The sequence below is a fragment of the Pseudohongiella sp. O18 genome (assembly GCF_021729085.1).
In the GTDB taxonomy this organism is placed as follows: Bacteria; Pseudomonadota; Gammaproteobacteria; order Pseudomonadales; family Pseudohongiellaceae; genus Pseudohongiella.
Map to the genome: position 1 here is coordinate 165086 of NZ_JAJSAR010000002.1, position 17484 is coordinate 182569.

Below are 17484 nucleotides of genomic sequence, written 5' to 3' on the forward strand. Positions count from 1 at the left end.
GCTCATTTATTGTCATGACCTCTTCCGGCCCGGTTGACGGGTACTTTCAGGCACGGCACGGCAGGCTAATCCCACGATGTCATGGTTACACACAGCCAGTAGTTTTCTGGCCATTTCGCAACTGGTGTTTCTCGCCTGTCTGTATTCGGTCTATTTTCCACGCAGGCTGATCTCCCGCCTTATCGTACTCTTCAGTATCTGCATCACGGCCTACATTCTGGTGCGTTCCGACGTTGATTGGCCGCAGGCGGTGCGCCTGCTGCTGACCATTCTGGCAACCCTGGCGCCAGCGGTGCTGTGGGTGATTGCCCGTTATCTGTTTGAAGACCAGAGGCGAGTCCATCCGGGTGTGGCGGCCATGATCATCTTTTATATGGTCATCCGTACGATTGGACTGCTGTCCTACGGTGGCAGTGTGCCCCGAGACAGTACCTTCCTGTATTTACTTTACTTTTACATACCACAATGGATCATGCTGTTCCTGGCCTGCCACGTTGTCTATATGGCCTGTCGCGGCCGCGAAGGTGATCTGGTGGAGTCGCGTCGTCAGGTGCGGGTGCCCTTTGCCATCGGCATGGGTACCATCGTCGGGGTAATCATTGGCTCCGGCTTTTTCCAGTTCGGCGGGCCGCAGCTGGATACCCTGTATTTCATCGTGATCTTTGGACTGATCCTGTTTGTGAACCTGGCCATGTTCAGACTGCAGAATGATGCGCCACAGCTGATTCAGACTGCCGTTGAACAGCCGCGGATTGCAGCGTCCACTCTCCCCACTGGCACCGTATCACGACATGATCAGCAGCTGATCGATCGCGTTCTGACGGCGATGCGCCAGGAGCGTCTGTACGCCGAGCCAGGACTGACGATTGGTGACCTGGCGGCCAAGGTATCCCTGCAGGAATACCGTCTTCGTCGGCTGATCAATCAGGCAATGCACTTCAGAAATTTCAATCAGTTCCTGAACCAGTACCGCATTGAAGAGGCCGCCCGCCGGCTTCGAGACCCTGAGGAAGAACATATTCCCATATCCAGCATCGCGCTTGATGTGGGTTATGTCTCATTGTCTTCGTTCAATAAGGCGTTCAAAGAGACTCATGGTGTGACGCCGTCGGTTTGGCGCATACAAACCGACGCACAGCACTTTGCCAGTGGCGGGCAAGGGGAGTAAAATCCCTGTACAACAAGACTTGCCTCATACGGTGTGTTGAGACCTGAATCAGTCGGGCTCCCTGATCACCGTGTCCTGATTCTCCCGATTGCTGGAACATACGCTGAACATGACCGATTCAAGCCTTATTGATGATACGCCTGCGCTAAGATCCTGGCGCCGAATTGCACTGATAACCATTTGTGCTGTCTATTTTCTGATTCTTGTCGGAGCGACAGTCCGCGCATCCGGTGCCGGAATGGGCTGCCCCGACTGGCCAACCTGTTTCGGAAGCTGGATTCCTCCAGTCAGCGAGTCGCAGCTGCCAGCCAACTACCAGGAAATCTATGCCGATCGCGGTTACGCTGAAACCCGCTTCAATCCAGTCAAAACCTGGACTGAGTATGTCAACCGCCTGGTAGGCGTCAGTATTGGTCTGTTCATCCTGATCACCGCTGTGAAGTCAATCGGGCTTCGGCGACACGATCGCTGGATCACAATCGCGTCGGTAGCCGCGCTGTTGATGGTGATCTACCAGGGCTGGCTGGGTTCGCGGGTAGTGGCGTCCAACCTGCAGCCAGGCATGATTACCGTGCATATGTTAATGGCGCTGGCAATCGTTGGTGTGTTGCTGTTTGCACTGGCGCGCTCAAGGCGCGGCATTGTGGCTGCGCGCTCAATTGAGGGGCTGGACCGACGCTTCAAGCCATGGCTCTATGCGGTCATGGCCATGACCGTTGTGCAGATCACGATGGGCATTCAGATTCGAGAATTAATGGACTATCTGAACCATGTTCAGGGTGCTGACCGCTCGACATGGATATCCGCACAGCAGTGGGTGTTTTATGTACACCGTTCCTTCTCGGCGGTAGTCCTGTTCTCCAATGTCTGGCTGGTGTGGCTGGCTTACCGTTCGCTGGGCCATCATCACTTCATTACAAGACTGGCCGGCGGCGTGCTGGCGGTGATCGGGCTTGCGGTCATCTCTGGTGCGACCCTTGGCCACCTTGGAATGCCGGCCCTGGTTCAACCCCTGCACCTGCTCAGTGCCTCACTTATTTTTGGCCTGCAGTTTCTGTTATGGATGGATTACCGACACGCAACAGGGCAGCAATCCGGCGGCGGCCATCAGGCAGCCATCGCGTGATTCGCTGGCTGGCGGCGGCGCTGCTACTTACCAGTGGCTGTGCCGGCTATCCAGCGTCGCTTGACCGTGACACGCTGGATGCGCAACAACAGGCGCTGCTTGACTCGGATACCTATACCTATGAATGGCTATTGGTAGACGAACCCCATGCCGTGGCGGTGCTGGTGCATGGTCTGAATCTGCAGCCTGATGCGATGGACGATATTGCCGCTGCGCTCCTGGACGCCAATATCAATGTGCTCAGCGTTTCTCTGAGCGGTCATGCTGATGAGCTGGATGCGCAGGGCCGTCTGGTGCAGTTTCGCGAGGCCGATTTTTCTGTCTGGCAGGGCGAGGTTCGCAGGGCGGTCCGTGAGGCGAATCAGGCTGCTGTAGAGCAGTCACTGCCGCTCTATGTGGTCGGGTTTTCGCTGGGTGGATTGCTGGCAGCTGATTATCAGGCGCACTTCGCTGAACAGGACGGCGCAGGTCCGCAAAAAATGGTGCTGTTTGCGCCAGCTATCAGTCTGCGCTGGTCTTCCTATCTGCTTTACCCTTTGCAGCCTTTTCCTGACGTGGTGCTGCCCAGCACTTCACCAGATGAGTATCGTGCCAATGATTTTGCACCGGTGTCGGCCTATCTTGCCCTTTATCGCGGCATTGAAGCATTTAACGCATCGATAACCGATACATTGAACATGCCTGTGCTGCTATTCATGCACTCACGCGATGAGCTGGTATCAGACAATGGCATACGTGAATTCATCAATACGCATCAGTTGAGTCAGTGGCAGTATGTCGATGTTGAAAAAAGCGAAGATGCGGCCAGTGTGCTGAATCATCTGATCATCGGGCCGCACTCACTGGGGCAGGAGGCCTGGCAGAACGTCCGCCAGACCATGCTTGATTTTCTGCAGCCCTGATCAGTTCTTGATGAACTTGAGGGTCATGCGGTCACTTTCACCGATACGGATGTTACGCGCACGTGTTTCATCGTCTAGTCCGCGCAGGTTCGGAGGCAGCATCCACACACCGTTGGGATGATCCTTGGGATCGTTTGGATTGGCATTAATCTCCGAGCGGCCAGCCAGGGTGAATCCATGTGCGGTCATCAGGTCGATCAATTGCTGTTCGTGAATATAGCCGTTGCCCGGAATGGCAGCCTGGTCAGCTGGCCAACGGTGATCGACGATGCCAACGACACCGCCCGGTTTCAGTGCAGCATGCCACGCCATGACAACATTGTCTGCGCCCATGCCAAGCCAGTTGTGGGCATTTCTGAAATCCACGATCGCATCAACTGTGCCAGCTGGCGCGATTGCAGACTGTGACTGGGTGAGCTGTTGGGATATCTCGATATCACCGTACAGCTCCGGGTTGCTGTCGACCAGACGCGCAAATGCGGCGTTGGAGCCAGTCATCCAGCCTTGTTCAGGGTTGTCACTGCGATCATAAGTGGCGGCAATCAGCTTGCCATTCTCTTTCAGATAGGGCGCGAGTATTTCGGTATACCAGCCGCCGCCTGGCCAGGCTTCGATGACAGTGTGGTGTGGCTCTATGCCAAAGAATGTCAGTGTGTCGTATGGGCTGCGATAGACATCGCGAGCCTTATTGAGGTCAGATCTGTGGTCGCCGTGAATGGCAGCCAGCAGTGGGCCATTGTGCTGGGCGGCAGCCTGTCCGATGGCCAGAACGCCGGCCAGCATCAAAGCTGAGCAGGCGAGCGTTTTTCTAATTGCTGTTTTCATTGCGTAATGCTCCGCAGAGTGTGAATACCGAGCGAAAGAGATTACCCCAGAATTGCCAGCGGTAACAGTGCAGTGATTGCCAGCCAGGCGATCAGTGAGCCAAGCGCTGCACCGGCGATTACGTCAGAAATGAAATGTACCTTAAGCATGACCCGGGACAGTCCAACCAGAGCAGCCCAGCCATACATGAACAGGCCTGCCAGGGGGAAGAAGAAACTGACCAGCGCGGCCATCATGAAGGCCGCTGTGGTGTGCCCGGAAGGGAAACTGAACTCATCGGACGGATTAAGTGCTGGTGCCATCGCCTCAACAACCCGGAACGGCCGACGGCGTTTGAACGCGTTCTTGAGCACCCAGTAAATGGGCAATTCAATCAGGAAGCCAATCAGACCAGCAATCAGGAACCCAGTGCCTGCTTCTGGAAACAGCCAGGGCAAACATATGCCAAGCGCCAGATACAGATACCCGTCACCGCTGAAGGAGATGGCGCGAATCAGTCGTTCCACCCGGGCGTGACGGTGTACACTGTTTAGTGCGAGGAAAAGGCGGGCATCCATGTCAGCCAGACGTTGCAAAGCATTGACGGTTCGGTTGTTCATAACGGCTACCCCGTTTGTCTGCACGCGGGCAGTTTGGCAGCGCTTTACGACAGCTGCATGTCCTGCACATGACATTTCGTTGACAATCAATGGTTTTGCTAACGGCGGCTGACCCGACACATTTAATTATCCCCATCATGGAAAATGAGGCGTTAATGAAGACACACAGTGATGAAAAAACAGTCGTTAATCCGTTGATCAGTGCCGGGCAGCTGGAATCACTGCTGTCCAGTGAAGGGGTTTTTGTCATTGACTGTCGGTTCAAGCTGGAGGATGTCAGCTATGGCCGGAGGGCCTACCAGGAAGGTCACATTCCAGGAGCGGTATTTCTGGATCTGGATGAGGACCTGTCGTCGACAATCGTGCCCGGCGAGACAGGCCGCCATCCGCTGCCAGATCCGGCAGTACTGGAGGCCAGGCTTCGAGAACTGGGCATGCGCAACAGCGATCATGTCGTGGTCTACGACGACAGCTCTTCCCTGCATGCCGCGCGAGCCTGGTGGCTGCTGGTGTGGCTCGGACATTCAAAGGTACAGGTGCTTGACGGTGGTCTTGCGGCGTGGCGAAACCGGGGCGGCAAGACCACAAATTCCATGACCGTCAAAGCCTGGCCGGGCAATTTTGTTGCGCAGCCTGTGGCAGACATGTGGGTTTCGTCCGGTGAAGTGCTGAAGCATCTGGACACGCCGCAGTGGCAACTGATTGATGCGCGCGCTGAGCCGAGGTTTCGGGGAGAGCACGAGCCGATTGATCCGGTAGCCGGGCATATTCCCGGCGCAATCTGTCTGCCGTGCTCCGGCAACGTCGATGAACAGGGCCGGTTTCTGCCTGCTGCGGAATTGGCGAAGCGTTTTGCTGCGCTGGAGTCAAACGGCGAACTGGTGGCGTATTGTGGTTCAGGCGTGACGGCCTGCCACAATATTCTGGCGGCAGCGATAGCCGGGCTGGAATTGCCGCGGCTCTACGCTGGTTCATGGAGCGAGTGGATTACAGATCCGTCGCGGCCCGTCGCAAAAGTCTGATTGCCGATGCGCTTGAGGTTCTGTGAGCTGTCTCAGGCAAGCTTGCTGGCCGGGCGTCGCGCATTGATCCATAAGGAAAAGGCAATAATGGAGCCGCCCAGGAACAGCGGCAGCAAAGGTTCATCCCGGCCCCAGATGGCAAGATTGACCAACAAGCCAGCTGGCACCAGGGCGTTGTTCATGATGCCCAGCGTGCCGGCGTCGACCTGACAGCCACCCCGGTTCCACAGATACATGCCGATGCCGGACGCACCCACGCCCAGCCAGGCAAGAATGCCCCAGTGTAGGGATGTAGACGGCAGCATCTCGGTATTGCCGAAAATCAGGAAAGAGGGCAGCGCAATGATCAGTGCACCGATAAAAAAGTGACCAAAAGTGCGCCAAGGCTTCAGCACCAATGGGAACGCCTGCATCAAATGCTTGTAACCCACCTGGCCAGCAGCAAACGTCAGGTTCGACACCTGCAACAGCAGGAAACCCGTCAGATAGTCTTCACTCAGACCGTCATAACGAATCACGCCGGCGCCCAGTGTTGCAACCGCTGCGGCCAACAAAGCAACAGGTGAAAACCGGCGATTCAGGGCATCATCGATCAGCGTCACGTACAGGGGCGTGAAGATTGTAAACAGCAGCACTTCCGGCACTGTCAGGAAGCTGAATGATCGATACAGCAACAGGTAAGTGATGCCAAACTGCAGGGCGCCACACAACATGAGTCCACCGATCAGCCGGCCGGGAACCCCGCGCCAGACCGTCAGCGGCAGGAACATCAGCGCGGCCAGAGTCACGCGCGTCAGGACTGCAAAATCGTTGTCGACGTTGCCGCTCAAAAACTCGCCAATCAGGCTGAATGAGAACGCCCAGAAGACGGTGACAAATAACAATAAGCCCATATCAGATTCATCAGATGCGAAAAAGTGGCAAAGCGTAGCACATAAGCGGGTTGCAGGTTTGTTTAATGGCGGCGAATAGGCGAAAATACGCGCCTTTTCAAAGTCGCAGATACACGTTATGGCACAAGACCAGTTAGCGCGGGAAATCGCTACCCGTCGCACCTTCGCGATCATTTCGCACCCGGATGCCGGTAAAACCACGATTACCGAAAAGCTGCTGCTGTTCGGGCGTCTGATTCAGACAGCCGGCTCGGTGAAGGGCAAACGCAATGAAAAACATGCGACCTCTGACTGGATGGCCATGGAGCAGCAACGGGGCATCTCGGTTACCTCGTCGGTAATGCAGTTTCCCTACAACGATGCTGTTGTAAACCTGCTCGACACGCCCGGCCACGAAGATTTCTCGGAAGACACTTACCGCGTATTGACTGCCGTAGACTCGGCGCTGATGGTGGTGGATGGCGCAAAAGGCGTTGAGGAAAGGACCATCAAGCTGATGGAAGTCTGTCGTCTGCGGGACACGCCCATCTTTACCTTCGTCAACAAACTGGACCGTGACACGCGAGATCCGATTGAAGTGCTGGATGAGATTGAGACAGTGCTTAATATCCAGTGTGCACCGATCTATTGGCCGCTGGGCAACGGTAAGGGCTTTAAGGGTGTTTACAACCTCTATACTGACACCCTACATGTCTATCATCACGGGCAGGGCGATCGTATTCCTGATGATGTGAGAATCGAAGGGCTGCGCAGCGCCGAGGCCAGGGCCCTGCTGGGTGCCTACGCCGACGATTTCGCTGACGAGATTGAGCTGGTGCGCGGCGCCAGTCATGAATTTGATCTCGAAGAATACCTGGCCGGTCGCATGACGCCGGTGTTTTTTGGTACAGCACTGGGTAACTTCGGCGTTCGCGAGCTGCTCGACGATTTTGTGAAATGGGCGCCATCGCCCAGGGCCCGGGGCACCGACAGCCGCGAGGTGTCGCCGGTTGAACCCCAGTTCAGTGCCTTTGTATTCAAGATCCAGGCGAACATGGACCCGAACCACCGTGACCGTGTTGCCTTCCTGCGGATCTGCTCCGGCAAATACAGCAAGGGCATGAAGCTGCAGCACTGCAGGCTCGGCAAAGATGTCCGTATCAGCGATGCCGTGACTTTCAAGGCCGGTGAGCGCGAGCAGGCGGAACACGCCGTGTCTGGTGACATCATCGGTTTTCACAATCACGGTACCATCCAGATTGGTGACACCTTTACCGAAGGCGAGCTGCTGCAGTTCACCGGTATCCCGCACTTCGCCCCTGAATTGTTTCGCCGCATCCGCCTGAAAGACCCATTGAAGACCAAGCAGTTGCAGAAAGGGCTGCGGCAGTTGTCAGAAGAAGGTTCTGTCCAGGTATTCATGCCTGAGCGCAACAATGACCTGATCGTTGGCGCGGTCGGCGTGCTGCAGTTCGAAGTGGTTGCCTATCGTCTGAAAGATGAATACAAGGTGGACTGCATCTACGAGCCGGTGAACATTTACAGCGCGCGCTGGGTGGAATGCGACGATCCGAAGAAGTTCGAGGAGTTCAGGAAGAAGGCCTATGAAAACCTGGCAGTAGATGGTGGCGATCACCTGACGTATCTGCCGCCAACGCGGGTAAACCTGAGCCTGATGGAAGAACGCTGGCCCGACGTCCGCTTCCGCGCCACCCGCGAGCACGCTGCCGGTTCCTCTTCGTAGCCTGCGCTGTGCTTCGTAGCCCGCGTCGCGCTGACGGTTGGTCGATAGTTTTCCGCCCCGCGCGCTGTCCGGAGCCGCCGCTCGGAGACGCCCGTGAATACGTCCCTGTAGGGCTCGCCTCGCGCTGTCTGCTCGCCATGGATGGCGAGCATGACGGTGTAGCAGGAGTCATCACCGTCCCTGGCGCTCGACGCTCCTCACGTCGGCTTCGGACATCACGCGACGCGGGCTACAGGGTAATCGACACAGTTCAGGGCAACCCGCGACGCGGGTTACAGAGTGATAGACGTAAAAGTAAACAACGACAGACAAGCCGGATGCCGGCACTGAGAGAACGATGGAATTCAAGGTACACCATACAGACGGCCACGCCCGACGCGGTACACTCAGCTTCCCGCGCGGTGATGTGCAGACACCGGCCTTTATGCCCGTTGGCACCTACGGCACCGTCAAAGGCATGACTCCCCAGCAGATCCTTGATACCGGCGCTGAAATAATCCTCGGCAACACCTTCCATCTGATGCTGCGTCCCGGGACCGGGATTATCCGCAAGCATGGCGATCTGCACGATTTTGGCGGCTGGCAGAAACCCATTCTGACCGACTCCGGCGGATTTCAGGTGTTCAGCCTGGGCGAGATGCGCAAGATTACCGAAGAGGGCGTGACCTTCCGCTCGCCCGTGGACGGCGCCAAAGTGTTTCTCGGCCCCGAGTCCGCCATCCAGGTGCAGCATGAGTTGGGTTCAGACATCATCATGATTTTTGACGAATGCACACCCTATCCGGCTACTGAGCAAGAGGCCGAGGCATCGATGCAGCTGAGCCTGCGCTGGGCCCAGCGCTGCAAGGTGGCGCATGGCGACCACCCGTCGGCCCTGTTTGGTATTGTGCAGGGGGGGATGTACGAACATCTGCGGCAGCAGTCGCTGGATGCGCTGGTGGCCATGGATTTTGATGGTTATGCCATCGGTGGTCTTTCCGTGGGGGAACCAAAGGATGAGATGATCAAGGTGCTGGATTACGTCGGTCATCGCCTGCCAGAGCACAAGCCCCGTTATCTGATGGGGGTCGGTACGCCGGCAGATCTGGTTGAGGGTGTGCGGCGCGGTATCGACATGTTTGACTGTGTGATGCCGACCCGTAACGCCCGCAACGCCCATCTGTTCACCAGTCAGGGCCTGCTGAAGCTGCGTAATGCCCGCTTTAAAGATGATGTTCGGCCATTGGATCCCAATTGTGACTGCTATACCTGTCAGAATTTCAGTCGGGCCTACCTGCATCATCTCGACAAGTGCAAGGAAATGCTGGGTGCCCAGCTCAATACCATCCATAATCTGCACTACTACCAACACTTGATGCAGGGTTTGCGTCAGGCATTGGAACAGGGTAGATTTACCGCCTTTGCTGAAGAGTTCTACCAGAATCAGGCCAGGTTGCAGGACGAACCTGAGGCCTGATTTTGCATGGCTTGTAACTGCGCCCCGCTGCATCGGTCATACAGATGTCAATGGTGGGATCTAAACAGGCCACGCCATTTAATCGTTATATACTATTGATACAACACAGACATTATTTGAGAGAGACGCACTATGGACTTTTTTATCAGTACCGCACATGCCCAGCAAGCAGCAGCCCCGCAGGGTGGTGCCATGTTCAACCTGCTGTTTATTGGCGGCATGTTTGTGCTGTTTTACCTGATTCTGTGGCGTCCACAGGCCAAACGGGCCAAAGAGCATCGCGAGCTGGTCGGCAACCTTGGCAAAGGTGACGAAGTGCTGACCAGTGGTGGCATCCTGGGCAAAGTCACTAAAGTGACAGACGATTATATTGCTGTAGAAGTGGCTGATGGCGTCGAGCTGAATCTGCAGAAGTCAGCAGTAGCGGCAGCTCTTCCCAAAGGCACGATCAAGTCGATCGGATGAGTCAGCGAACATAAGCGGCTGGCTTCGGCCCGCCGCGCTGTAACAGGTTCTAAGCATGCTTAACAAATTTCCACTCTGGAAGAACATCCTGGTGGCCACGGTTGTGGCGCTGGGTCTGATTTACGCCTCCCCCAATCTGTTCCCGGACGATCCGGCGCTGCAGATATCTCACGAGAACCGCGAAGTTACCGATATCGACCTGGGCATGGCCACTGATGCCCTGCGTGCGGCGGGTATTGAATATTTCGGCGACGAGCTGACTGATCTGGGTGGCCTGATCCGCTTTTACAGTCTGGATGATCAATTGCGTGCCAAGTCGACCATCGAGCAGAACCTCGAAGGTGATTACATTGTCGCGTTGAACCTGGCACCAACGACTCCTGGATTCCTGCAGGCGGTGGGTGCCGGCAAGATGAACCTCGGTCTTGACCTGCAGGGCGGTGTGCACTTCCTGATGGAAGTCGACATGGAGACTGCGCAAAGAAGGCGCATGGAAAATACCATGAACTCCATTCGCCAGGAGTTGCGTAATGAACGTATCCGTTCACGCAATCTGTCCCTGGAAAATATCAATCTGATCGAAGCTCGCTTTGAAGATGAAGAGTCACGCAGCCAGGCACGAACCCTGATCCGCGAGAACTTTGCCGATCTGCAGGTCATCGCCAGAGAGCAGGGCGGTGATTATCTGCTGGAGATGTCGCTGACAGCTGAAGATCTGGACCAGATGCGTCAGGACACCGTGACCGCCAACCAGACCAGTATCCGCAATCGTGTTGACTCGCTTGGTGTCGCCGAACCCGTGGTGCAGCAACAGGGGCCTAACCGGATTGTTGTGGAGTTGCCCGGTGTTCAGGATACCGCGCAGGCCAAACGTATTCTGCAGCGCATCGCCACGTTGCAGTTCCACCTGGAGGCGGAGCCGGGTGCGCCCACTACCAGTTACGAGACCTACGAATATCAGGGACAGCGGGTCAATGTGGACAATACCGTCATTCTGCAGGGTGACCGCATCAGCAATGTGCGTTCCGCACTTGACCAGTATGGCCAGCCGCAGGTTGTCATAAATCTGGATGCCCAGGGTGGGCAACAGTTTAACCGCGTCACTCGGGAGAACATCGGCAACCTGATGGATATCCTGTTGATTGAGACTCGGACACGGACGGTTTTTGAAGAAGACGCCGACGGCAATGTGGTTGAGCGCCAGGAAACCTATGAAGAGCGCCGTCTGATCAGTCATGCAGTCATTCGTGCCGCGCTTGGACGCGAGTTTGTCATTACCGGTCTCAGCCAGCAGGAGGCAAATGATCTGTCGCTGCTGATTCGATCAGGGGCGCTGGCGGCGCCGATGTACTTCATCGAAGAGCGTACCGTTGGGCCGAGCCTTGGTGCAGAAAATATCGAGCAGGGCAGTCGCGCTGTCATGCTTGGCTACCTGCTGGTGCTGTCGTTCATGCTCTATTATTACCGTCTGTTCGGCCTGGCGGCGAATATTGCCCTGGTCATCAACGTGGTGCTGCTGGTATCGATCATGTCGATTATTTCAGCCACGCTCACCTTGCCGGGTATCTTCGGTATTGTATTGACGATCGGTATGGCGGTTGATGCCAACGTACTGATTTTTACCAGGATACGGGAAGAGATTGTCTCAGGCCTGTCGCCACAGAACGCCATTTCTGCCGGTTTCGACCGGGCATTCTCCACCATTGTAGACGCCAACCTGACCACATTCCTGGTGGCCATGGTGCTGTTCTCGGTGGGTACTGGTCCTGTCAAGGGCTTTGCCGTGACCCTGATGGTCGGCATCATGACCTCGATGTTCTCGGCAATCATGGTGACACGTTTCATCGTCAACCTGATGTATGGCGGCCGCAAGGTCGACAAACTGTCCATCGGCCCATTCATCAAGGCAGCTGAGGCGCAGGGGTAAGCATTATGGCACTGTTAAAATCCGATATCGACTTCATGAGTGCGCGCAAGCGCCGCATCACGGGGACCATCTCTGCGGTTATGCTCGTGGTTGCCATCCTGTCGCTGGCTATCAACCGATTTGAATTCGGTCTCGATTTCACCAGCGGCACGCTCATCGAGGTCGGTTACCCGCAATCCATCAATCCGGAGGATGTGCGCCAACAGCTGATTTCTGCTGGTTTTGAGGACGCGGTAGTAGTCGCCTTCGGATCCGACCGTGATCTGCTGGTCAGGCTGCCCGTGGAAGAAAGTGCTGACGACCTGGCCGCGGCCAGTGCGGCCTCATCGCTAGGCAATGAAGTGCTGGCTGCGTTGCAGGAGGCCAGTGACGTACCGGTCGAAATGCGCCGCTCTGAATACGTCGGGCCAAAAGTGGGTGAGGAACTTGCCGAACAGGGCGCATTGGCGCTGCTGGTTGCTCTGGGCATCGTCATGCTGTACGTGGCAGTCCGCTTTCAGTACAAGTTTGCAGTGGCCTCGGTGGCTGCGCTGGCGCACGATGTAATTGTCGTGCTGGGCATCATCTCTCTGTTCCACCTGACCTTCGATCTGACTGTACTGGCGGCTTTGCTGGCCGTAATTGGTTACTCATTGAATGACACCATCGTGGTATTCGACCGAGCCCGGGAGAACTTCCGGACAATGCGCTCGACGGATTCAGAGTTCATTTTGAACACGACACTGAATCAGGTGATTTCGCGTACCTTTGTAACCTCGCTGACCACCTTGCTGGCACTGTTCGCCATGCTGGTGATGGGTGGTGAATCGATCCGAGGATTTGCGGTGTCATTGATCGTTGGTGTCAGCGTGGGTACTTATACCTCACTGCATATCAGCTGCAACTTCCTGATGTACCTCAAAATCGACAAAGAAGATCTGGCAGTCCCCATTAAAGAAGGGGAAGAAGTCGATTCACTGCCGTAACAGACATTGCTGCCCGGTCTAGCCATAAATTGTTTTGGCGAGGTCGGGCATGGATGCTTTTACGTATTCCATGAAGGCATGCATGACCGGTGTGGGGTGTTTGCCGCGCGGGTACACGACGCTCCATGAGCGGCGCAAGGGAAACCCCGGCAATGCCGGAATCGCCAGCTCGCCCAGTCGCAGTTCTGCGCTGATGCTCAGACGCGGCAATACGGCAACGCCAAGTCCGGCCAGCACTCCATGCTTGATGGCATCGTTAGACCCCATCTCCAGTCTTGGCTGAAACTGCAGCTGTTGCTGGCTGCACCACTGTTCCAGCGCATGGCGGGTGCCCGAGCCGCGCTCACGTACCAGCAATCCCGCATCGAGGAACTGTTTGGTCTGCAGGCTGCGTTGTTTCAGTATCGGGTCATCGGCCCGCACCACTGGCACCAGCAGGTTGTCCAGAAATGGCAGCAGGTTCACGACTCGGGATTCTGGCACCATGCCCATGATGAACAGGTCTTCACGGTTCTGTGACAGACGCTCCACTGCCTGTGCCCGATTGATCACCTGAAGCTGGACATCGACCTGGGGATAGAGCTCAAGAAATCCCTGCAGCAGGTAGGGCACGACGTACTGTGCGGTGCTGACGGCAGAAATCCGCAGGTCGCCCCTGATCTGCCCCTGAAGTACAGCCAGCTCCATCTGCAGACGTCCCAGATTCTCAAACAGCAAGGTGACATGTTTCATTAGCTGTTCACCAGCCGCCGTCACATACAGCTTTTTACCAACATACTCAAAAACCGGCTGTCCGATGACATGTTCCAGCTGACGAATCTGGGCGCTTACAGCCGGCTGGGTCAGACCGAGCTCCACAGCCGCATGGCTGTAGCTTTGTTTCGTGTAAACCGCATCGAATACCTGCAGTTGTCTGAATGTGAGTCGCTGTATGAGCTGGTTAAGAGTGTAAAGCATGCGTTGTTTGCCGTAGCTTGTGGTTCATGTATAAGGTATACCTTATGTTAAATAAAAGTAAATTCAATTTTTTCTTTTGCTTCAGGTGCATTATGTTAGTCAGCCTGCAATGAACGCACCCAGCGGAGACTGCGCATGCTAAAGAAGATACTGATCGCCAATCGCGGGGAGATCGCGGTCCGGATTGTCCGGGCCTGTGCCGAGATGAACATCCGGTCCGTGGCGGTATATACCGAACCTGACCGGCACGCCCTTCATGTCAAACGTGCCGACGAAGCCTACTGTGTGGGCGAGGACCCGCTGGCGGGATATCTGGATCCGCGTCAGCTGGTGAACCTGGCCGTCCAGACCGGTTGCGACGCCATCCACCCGGGTTATGGCTTTCTGTCGGAGAACTCGGAGTTTGCCAGAATCTGTGAATCACGCGGTGTACGCTTTATCGGCCCGTCAGCGGACGTGATTGCCAGAATGGGTGACAAAACTGCCGCACGAGCCAGCATGATTGAGGCAGACGTTCCCGTTACGCCGGGTTCTGACGGTAACCTGGCGGATGTTGATGAGGCCCTTCAGGTCGCTGAAAAAATCGGTTACCCGGTCATGCTGAAAGCGACATCTGGTGGTGGTGGTCGCGGCATTCGCCGCTGTGATTCCCCTGATGATCTGAAAAAGCAGTTCTCACGCGTCATTTCAGAAGCGACGAAGGCTTTCGGGTCGGCGGATGTTTTCCTGGAAAAGTGTATCGTCGATCCCAAACACATTGAGGTTCAGGTACTGGCGGACAGCCAGGGTAATGTCATTCACCTCTATGAACGTGACTGCTCCATTCAGCGCCGCAACCAGAAGCTAATCGAGATTGCACCCAGTCCGCAACTGACACCCGAACAGCGCCAGTACGTGGGTGAGCTGGCGGTGCGGGCCAGCAAAGCCGTCGGTTATGAAAATGCCGGCACGGTTGAGTTTCTGGTCACTGGTCACGAAATCTACTTCATGGAAATGAACACTCGCGTGCAGGTTGAGCACACCATTTCTGAACAGATTACCGGTGTCGATATCGTGCAGGAGCAGATACGGATTGCCTCAGGCCTGCCGCTGCGTTATCGCCAGGAGGATATCAGCTATCGTGGTTTTGCCCTGCAGTTCAGGATCAATGCCGAGGATCCCAAAAACAACTTCCTGCCAAGCTTTGGTCGCATCACGCGTTACTACGCGCCGGGCGGTCCTGGTGTGCGTACGGACACTGCAATTTACACCGGATACACGATTCCTCCGTACTATGATTCCATGTGCCTCAAGCTGATTGTCTGGGCACTGACCTGGGAAGAAGCCTTGAACAGAGGTGCACGTGCGCTATCGGATATGCGTGTGCAGGGGGTCAAGACCACCGCGCGTTATTACCAGGAAATATTGCAGGACCCTGATTTTAGAAGTGCAGAATTCACTACCAGTTTTGTGCCGGAGCATCCGCAGCTTCTGAGTTACTCCGAGAAACGTAACCCCAATGAAGTGGCTTTGGCCATTGCGGCAGCACTTGCTGCACATGCCGGCGTGTAAGGCGCCAGGAACAAGGAGACAGACCTATGAGTAAAATTCATGTGAGCGATGTGATACTGCGCGACGCGCACCAGTCACTGATCGCTACCCGTATGCGCACCGAAGACATGCTGCCCATCTGCGAGAAACTGGACAAGGTCGGCTACTGGTCGCTGGAAGTCTGGGGAGGTGCAACCTTTGACGCCTGCGTACGGTTCCTCAAGGAAGATCCCTGGGAGCGTCTGCGACAGCTGCGTGAGGCTCTGCCCAACACGCGCCTGCAGATGTTGCTGCGAGGTCAGAACCTGCTGGGCTATAGGCACTACGCCGACGACGTGGTTGAAGCCTTCGTCGCAAAAGCGGCGGCCAATGGCATAGATGTGTTCCGGGTCTTCGATGCGCTGAACGACCTGCGCAATCTTGAAGTGGCAATACGCGCGGTCAAAAAATCAGGCAAGCACGCCCAGGGCACCATTTGCTACACCACCAGCCCGGTCCATACAGCAGAGCTGTTTGTTAAGCAGGCATTGGCGCTGCGCGATATGGGTGCTGACTCAATCGCCATCAAGGACATGGCGGGACTCCTGACGCCATATGCGACCTATGACCTGGTCAAGGCCATCAAAGGGGCTGTTGACCTGCCACTGTTTATTCACAGCCACGCCACTGCAGGCATGGCAGATCAGTGTCAGCTGAAAGCGATCGAAGCGGGCGCCGAGCATATTGATACAGCGATCTCCTCGTTTGCCTGGGGTACCAGCCATCCGGCGACTGAATCGATGGTCGCGGCACTAAAAGGCACAAAGTGGGACACCGGGCTGGACCTCGAGCTGCTGACTGAAATCGCGGATTACTTCCGTGAAGTACGCAAGAAGTATCATCAGTTTGAAAGCGAGTTTGCGCGCGAGGATATTTCTGTTCAGATCAATCAGGTGCCGGGCGGCATGATGTCCAACCTGGCCAACCAGTTAAAAGAACAGAACGCACTGAGTCGTATTCGTGACGTTTTTGCGGAAATTCCGCGAGTGCGCAAGGATCTCGGTTATCCGCCGCTGGTAACACCCACGTCTCAGATTGTAGGCACGCAGGCGGTGCTCAATGTGCTGACGGGCGAGCGCTACAAGTCAATCACCAATGAAGTGAAACGTTACCTTCAGGGTGGTTATGGTCAGCCGCCAGCAGAGGTGGACCAGAAGCTGCAGACACGGGCGATCGGTAAGGAAGACATCATCGATGGTCGGCCGGCAGATCTGCTCAAGCCTGAGATGGACAAGCTGCGCAAGGACGTCGGTGAACTCGCCAAAACTGAAGAAGATGTACTGACCTACGCCATGTTCCCGGACCTGGGTCGACAGTTTCTGGAGCAGCGTGAGGCCGGCACCCTTGAGCCCGAGCAACTGCTGCCAGAACCCAAAAGTGGTCGTACGGTTGAAGAGGGCGTTGCCACCGAGTTCATCATTGATGTGCACGGTGAAACCTATCAGGTGGCCGTCACCGGTGTTGGCAAACAGGAAGATGGCAAGCGCCGTATCTACCTGACGCTGGATGGCATGCCAGAAGAGGTGGTGTTCCAGCCTACCAACGCCTACGTTTCAGAGGGCGGCGATGCTCGTCAGCGTGCCAGCCGGCCCGGACATGTGACGACCACCATGCCGGGTAATATTGTCGAAGTGCTGGTTCAGGTCGGGGATAAGGTTGAGGCCGGCCGGGCAGTGCTGATCACTGAGGCCATGAAAATGGAAACAGAGATTCACGCGACGATTTCAGGCACGGTGAAAGAAGTACATGTCGCCAAAGGAGATCGTGTGACACCCGGCGAAGTGCTGATAGAAATTACCGAAGGCTAGTCAGTTTGCCTTTGGCTGGCGTGGTGACGGCTGGCTGCAGGCTCAGTCGTCAACAGCCGGCCGCCACGGATCCCTCTTC

Annotated in this window: 15 protein-coding genes; 11 read left to right on the forward strand and 4 right to left on the reverse strand. The window is 56.0% G+C overall.

What is annotated here, in order from left to right:
- Positions 1–76 precede the first annotated feature (76 nt).
- From LVD14_RS08030 to LVD14_RS08040, 3 genes are all read left to right on the forward strand, one after another.
- A complete protein-coding gene (locus LVD14_RS08030) occupies positions 77–1168 on the forward strand; it encodes a helix-turn-helix domain-containing protein (RefSeq protein WP_237133567.1) in 1092 nt (363 codons plus the stop codon).
- Between the two features lie 109 nt (positions 1169–1277).
- Positions 1278–2294, forward strand: coding sequence for a COX15/CtaA family protein (locus LVD14_RS08035; protein ID WP_237133568.1), 1017 nt, complete (start codon positions 1278–1280; stop codon positions 2292–2294).
- Complete coding sequence (locus LVD14_RS08040) at positions 2291–3196, forward strand: alpha/beta hydrolase (protein ID WP_237133569.1); 906 nt, start codon at positions 2291–2293, stop codon at positions 3194–3196. The genes LVD14_RS08035 and LVD14_RS08040 overlap by 4 nt, the downstream gene beginning before the upstream one ends.
- On the opposite strand, the gene LVD14_RS08045 is transcribed toward LVD14_RS08040, so the two are convergent.
- Positions 3197–4021, reverse strand: coding sequence for a class I SAM-dependent methyltransferase (locus tag LVD14_RS08045; RefSeq protein WP_237133570.1), 825 nt, complete (start codon positions 4019–4021; stop codon positions 3197–3199). It abuts the gene before it with no gap.
- 41 nt (positions 4022–4062) lie between these two features.
- Entirely contained in the window at positions 4063–4620 is a 558-nt protein-coding gene (locus LVD14_RS08050; protein ID WP_237133571.1) for a phosphatase PAP2 family protein, read from the reverse strand.
- 155 nt (positions 4621–4775) lie between these two features.
- Between LVD14_RS08050 and LVD14_RS08055 the strand changes: the two genes are divergently transcribed.
- Positions 4776–5642 (forward strand): sulfurtransferase, encoded by an 867-nt coding sequence (locus LVD14_RS08055; protein WP_237133572.1) that lies wholly within the window; start codon positions 4776–4778, stop codon positions 5640–5642.
- A 32-nt stretch (positions 5643–5674) separates the two neighbouring features.
- On the opposite strand, the gene LVD14_RS08060 is transcribed toward LVD14_RS08055, so the two are convergent.
- Positions 5675–6535 (reverse strand): EamA family transporter, encoded by an 861-nt coding sequence (locus LVD14_RS08060; RefSeq protein ID WP_237133573.1) that lies wholly within the window; start codon positions 6533–6535, stop codon positions 5675–5677.
- Positions 6536–6653: 118 nt separating this feature from the next.
- On the opposite strand from LVD14_RS08060, the gene LVD14_RS08065 reads away from it, so the two are divergent.
- From LVD14_RS08065 to secF, 5 genes are all read left to right on the forward strand, one after another.
- On the forward strand, positions 6654–8258 hold the full coding sequence (locus tag LVD14_RS08065; protein WP_237133574.1) for a peptide chain release factor 3: 1605 nt from the start codon (positions 6654–6656) through the stop codon (positions 8256–8258).
- A 337-nt stretch (positions 8259–8595) separates the two neighbouring features.
- Complete coding sequence (gene tgt, locus LVD14_RS08070; protein WP_237133575.1) at positions 8596–9714, forward strand: tRNA guanosine(34) transglycosylase Tgt; 1119 nt, start codon at positions 8596–8598, stop codon at positions 9712–9714.
- Between the two features lie 132 nt (positions 9715–9846).
- Positions 9847–10179 (forward strand): preprotein translocase subunit YajC, encoded by a 333-nt coding sequence (gene yajC, locus LVD14_RS08075; RefSeq protein ID WP_237133576.1) that lies wholly within the window; start codon positions 9847–9849, stop codon positions 10177–10179.
- 55 nt (positions 10180–10234) lie between these two features.
- Complete coding sequence (gene secD / locus LVD14_RS08080) at positions 10235–12106, forward strand: protein translocase subunit SecD (RefSeq protein WP_237133577.1); 1872 nt, start codon at positions 10235–10237, stop codon at positions 12104–12106.
- A 5-nt stretch (positions 12107–12111) separates the two neighbouring features.
- Complete coding sequence (gene secF / locus LVD14_RS08085) at positions 12112–13071, forward strand: protein translocase subunit SecF (RefSeq protein ID WP_237133578.1); 960 nt, start codon at positions 12112–12114, stop codon at positions 13069–13071.
- Between the two features lie 18 nt (positions 13072–13089).
- Here the strand turns inward: secF and LVD14_RS08090 are convergent, their stop codons facing one another.
- Positions 13090–14028, reverse strand: coding sequence for a LysR family transcriptional regulator (locus tag LVD14_RS08090; RefSeq protein WP_237133579.1), 939 nt, complete (start codon positions 14026–14028; stop codon positions 13090–13092).
- A gap of 135 nt (positions 14029–14163) precedes the next feature.
- On the opposite strand from LVD14_RS08090, the gene LVD14_RS08095 reads away from it, so the two are divergent.
- Together LVD14_RS08095 and oadA are read left to right on the forward strand one after the other, a co-directional pair.
- Positions 14164–15579, forward strand: coding sequence for an acetyl-CoA carboxylase biotin carboxylase subunit (locus LVD14_RS08095; protein WP_237133580.1), 1416 nt, complete (start codon positions 14164–14166; stop codon positions 15577–15579).
- 26 nt (positions 15580–15605) lie between these two features.
- Positions 15606–17405, forward strand: a complete 1800-nt coding sequence (gene oadA, locus LVD14_RS08100) for a sodium-extruding oxaloacetate decarboxylase subunit alpha (protein WP_237133581.1) — start codon at positions 15606–15608, stop codon at positions 17403–17405.
- The last annotated feature ends 79 nt before the right edge of the window (positions 17406–17484 follow it).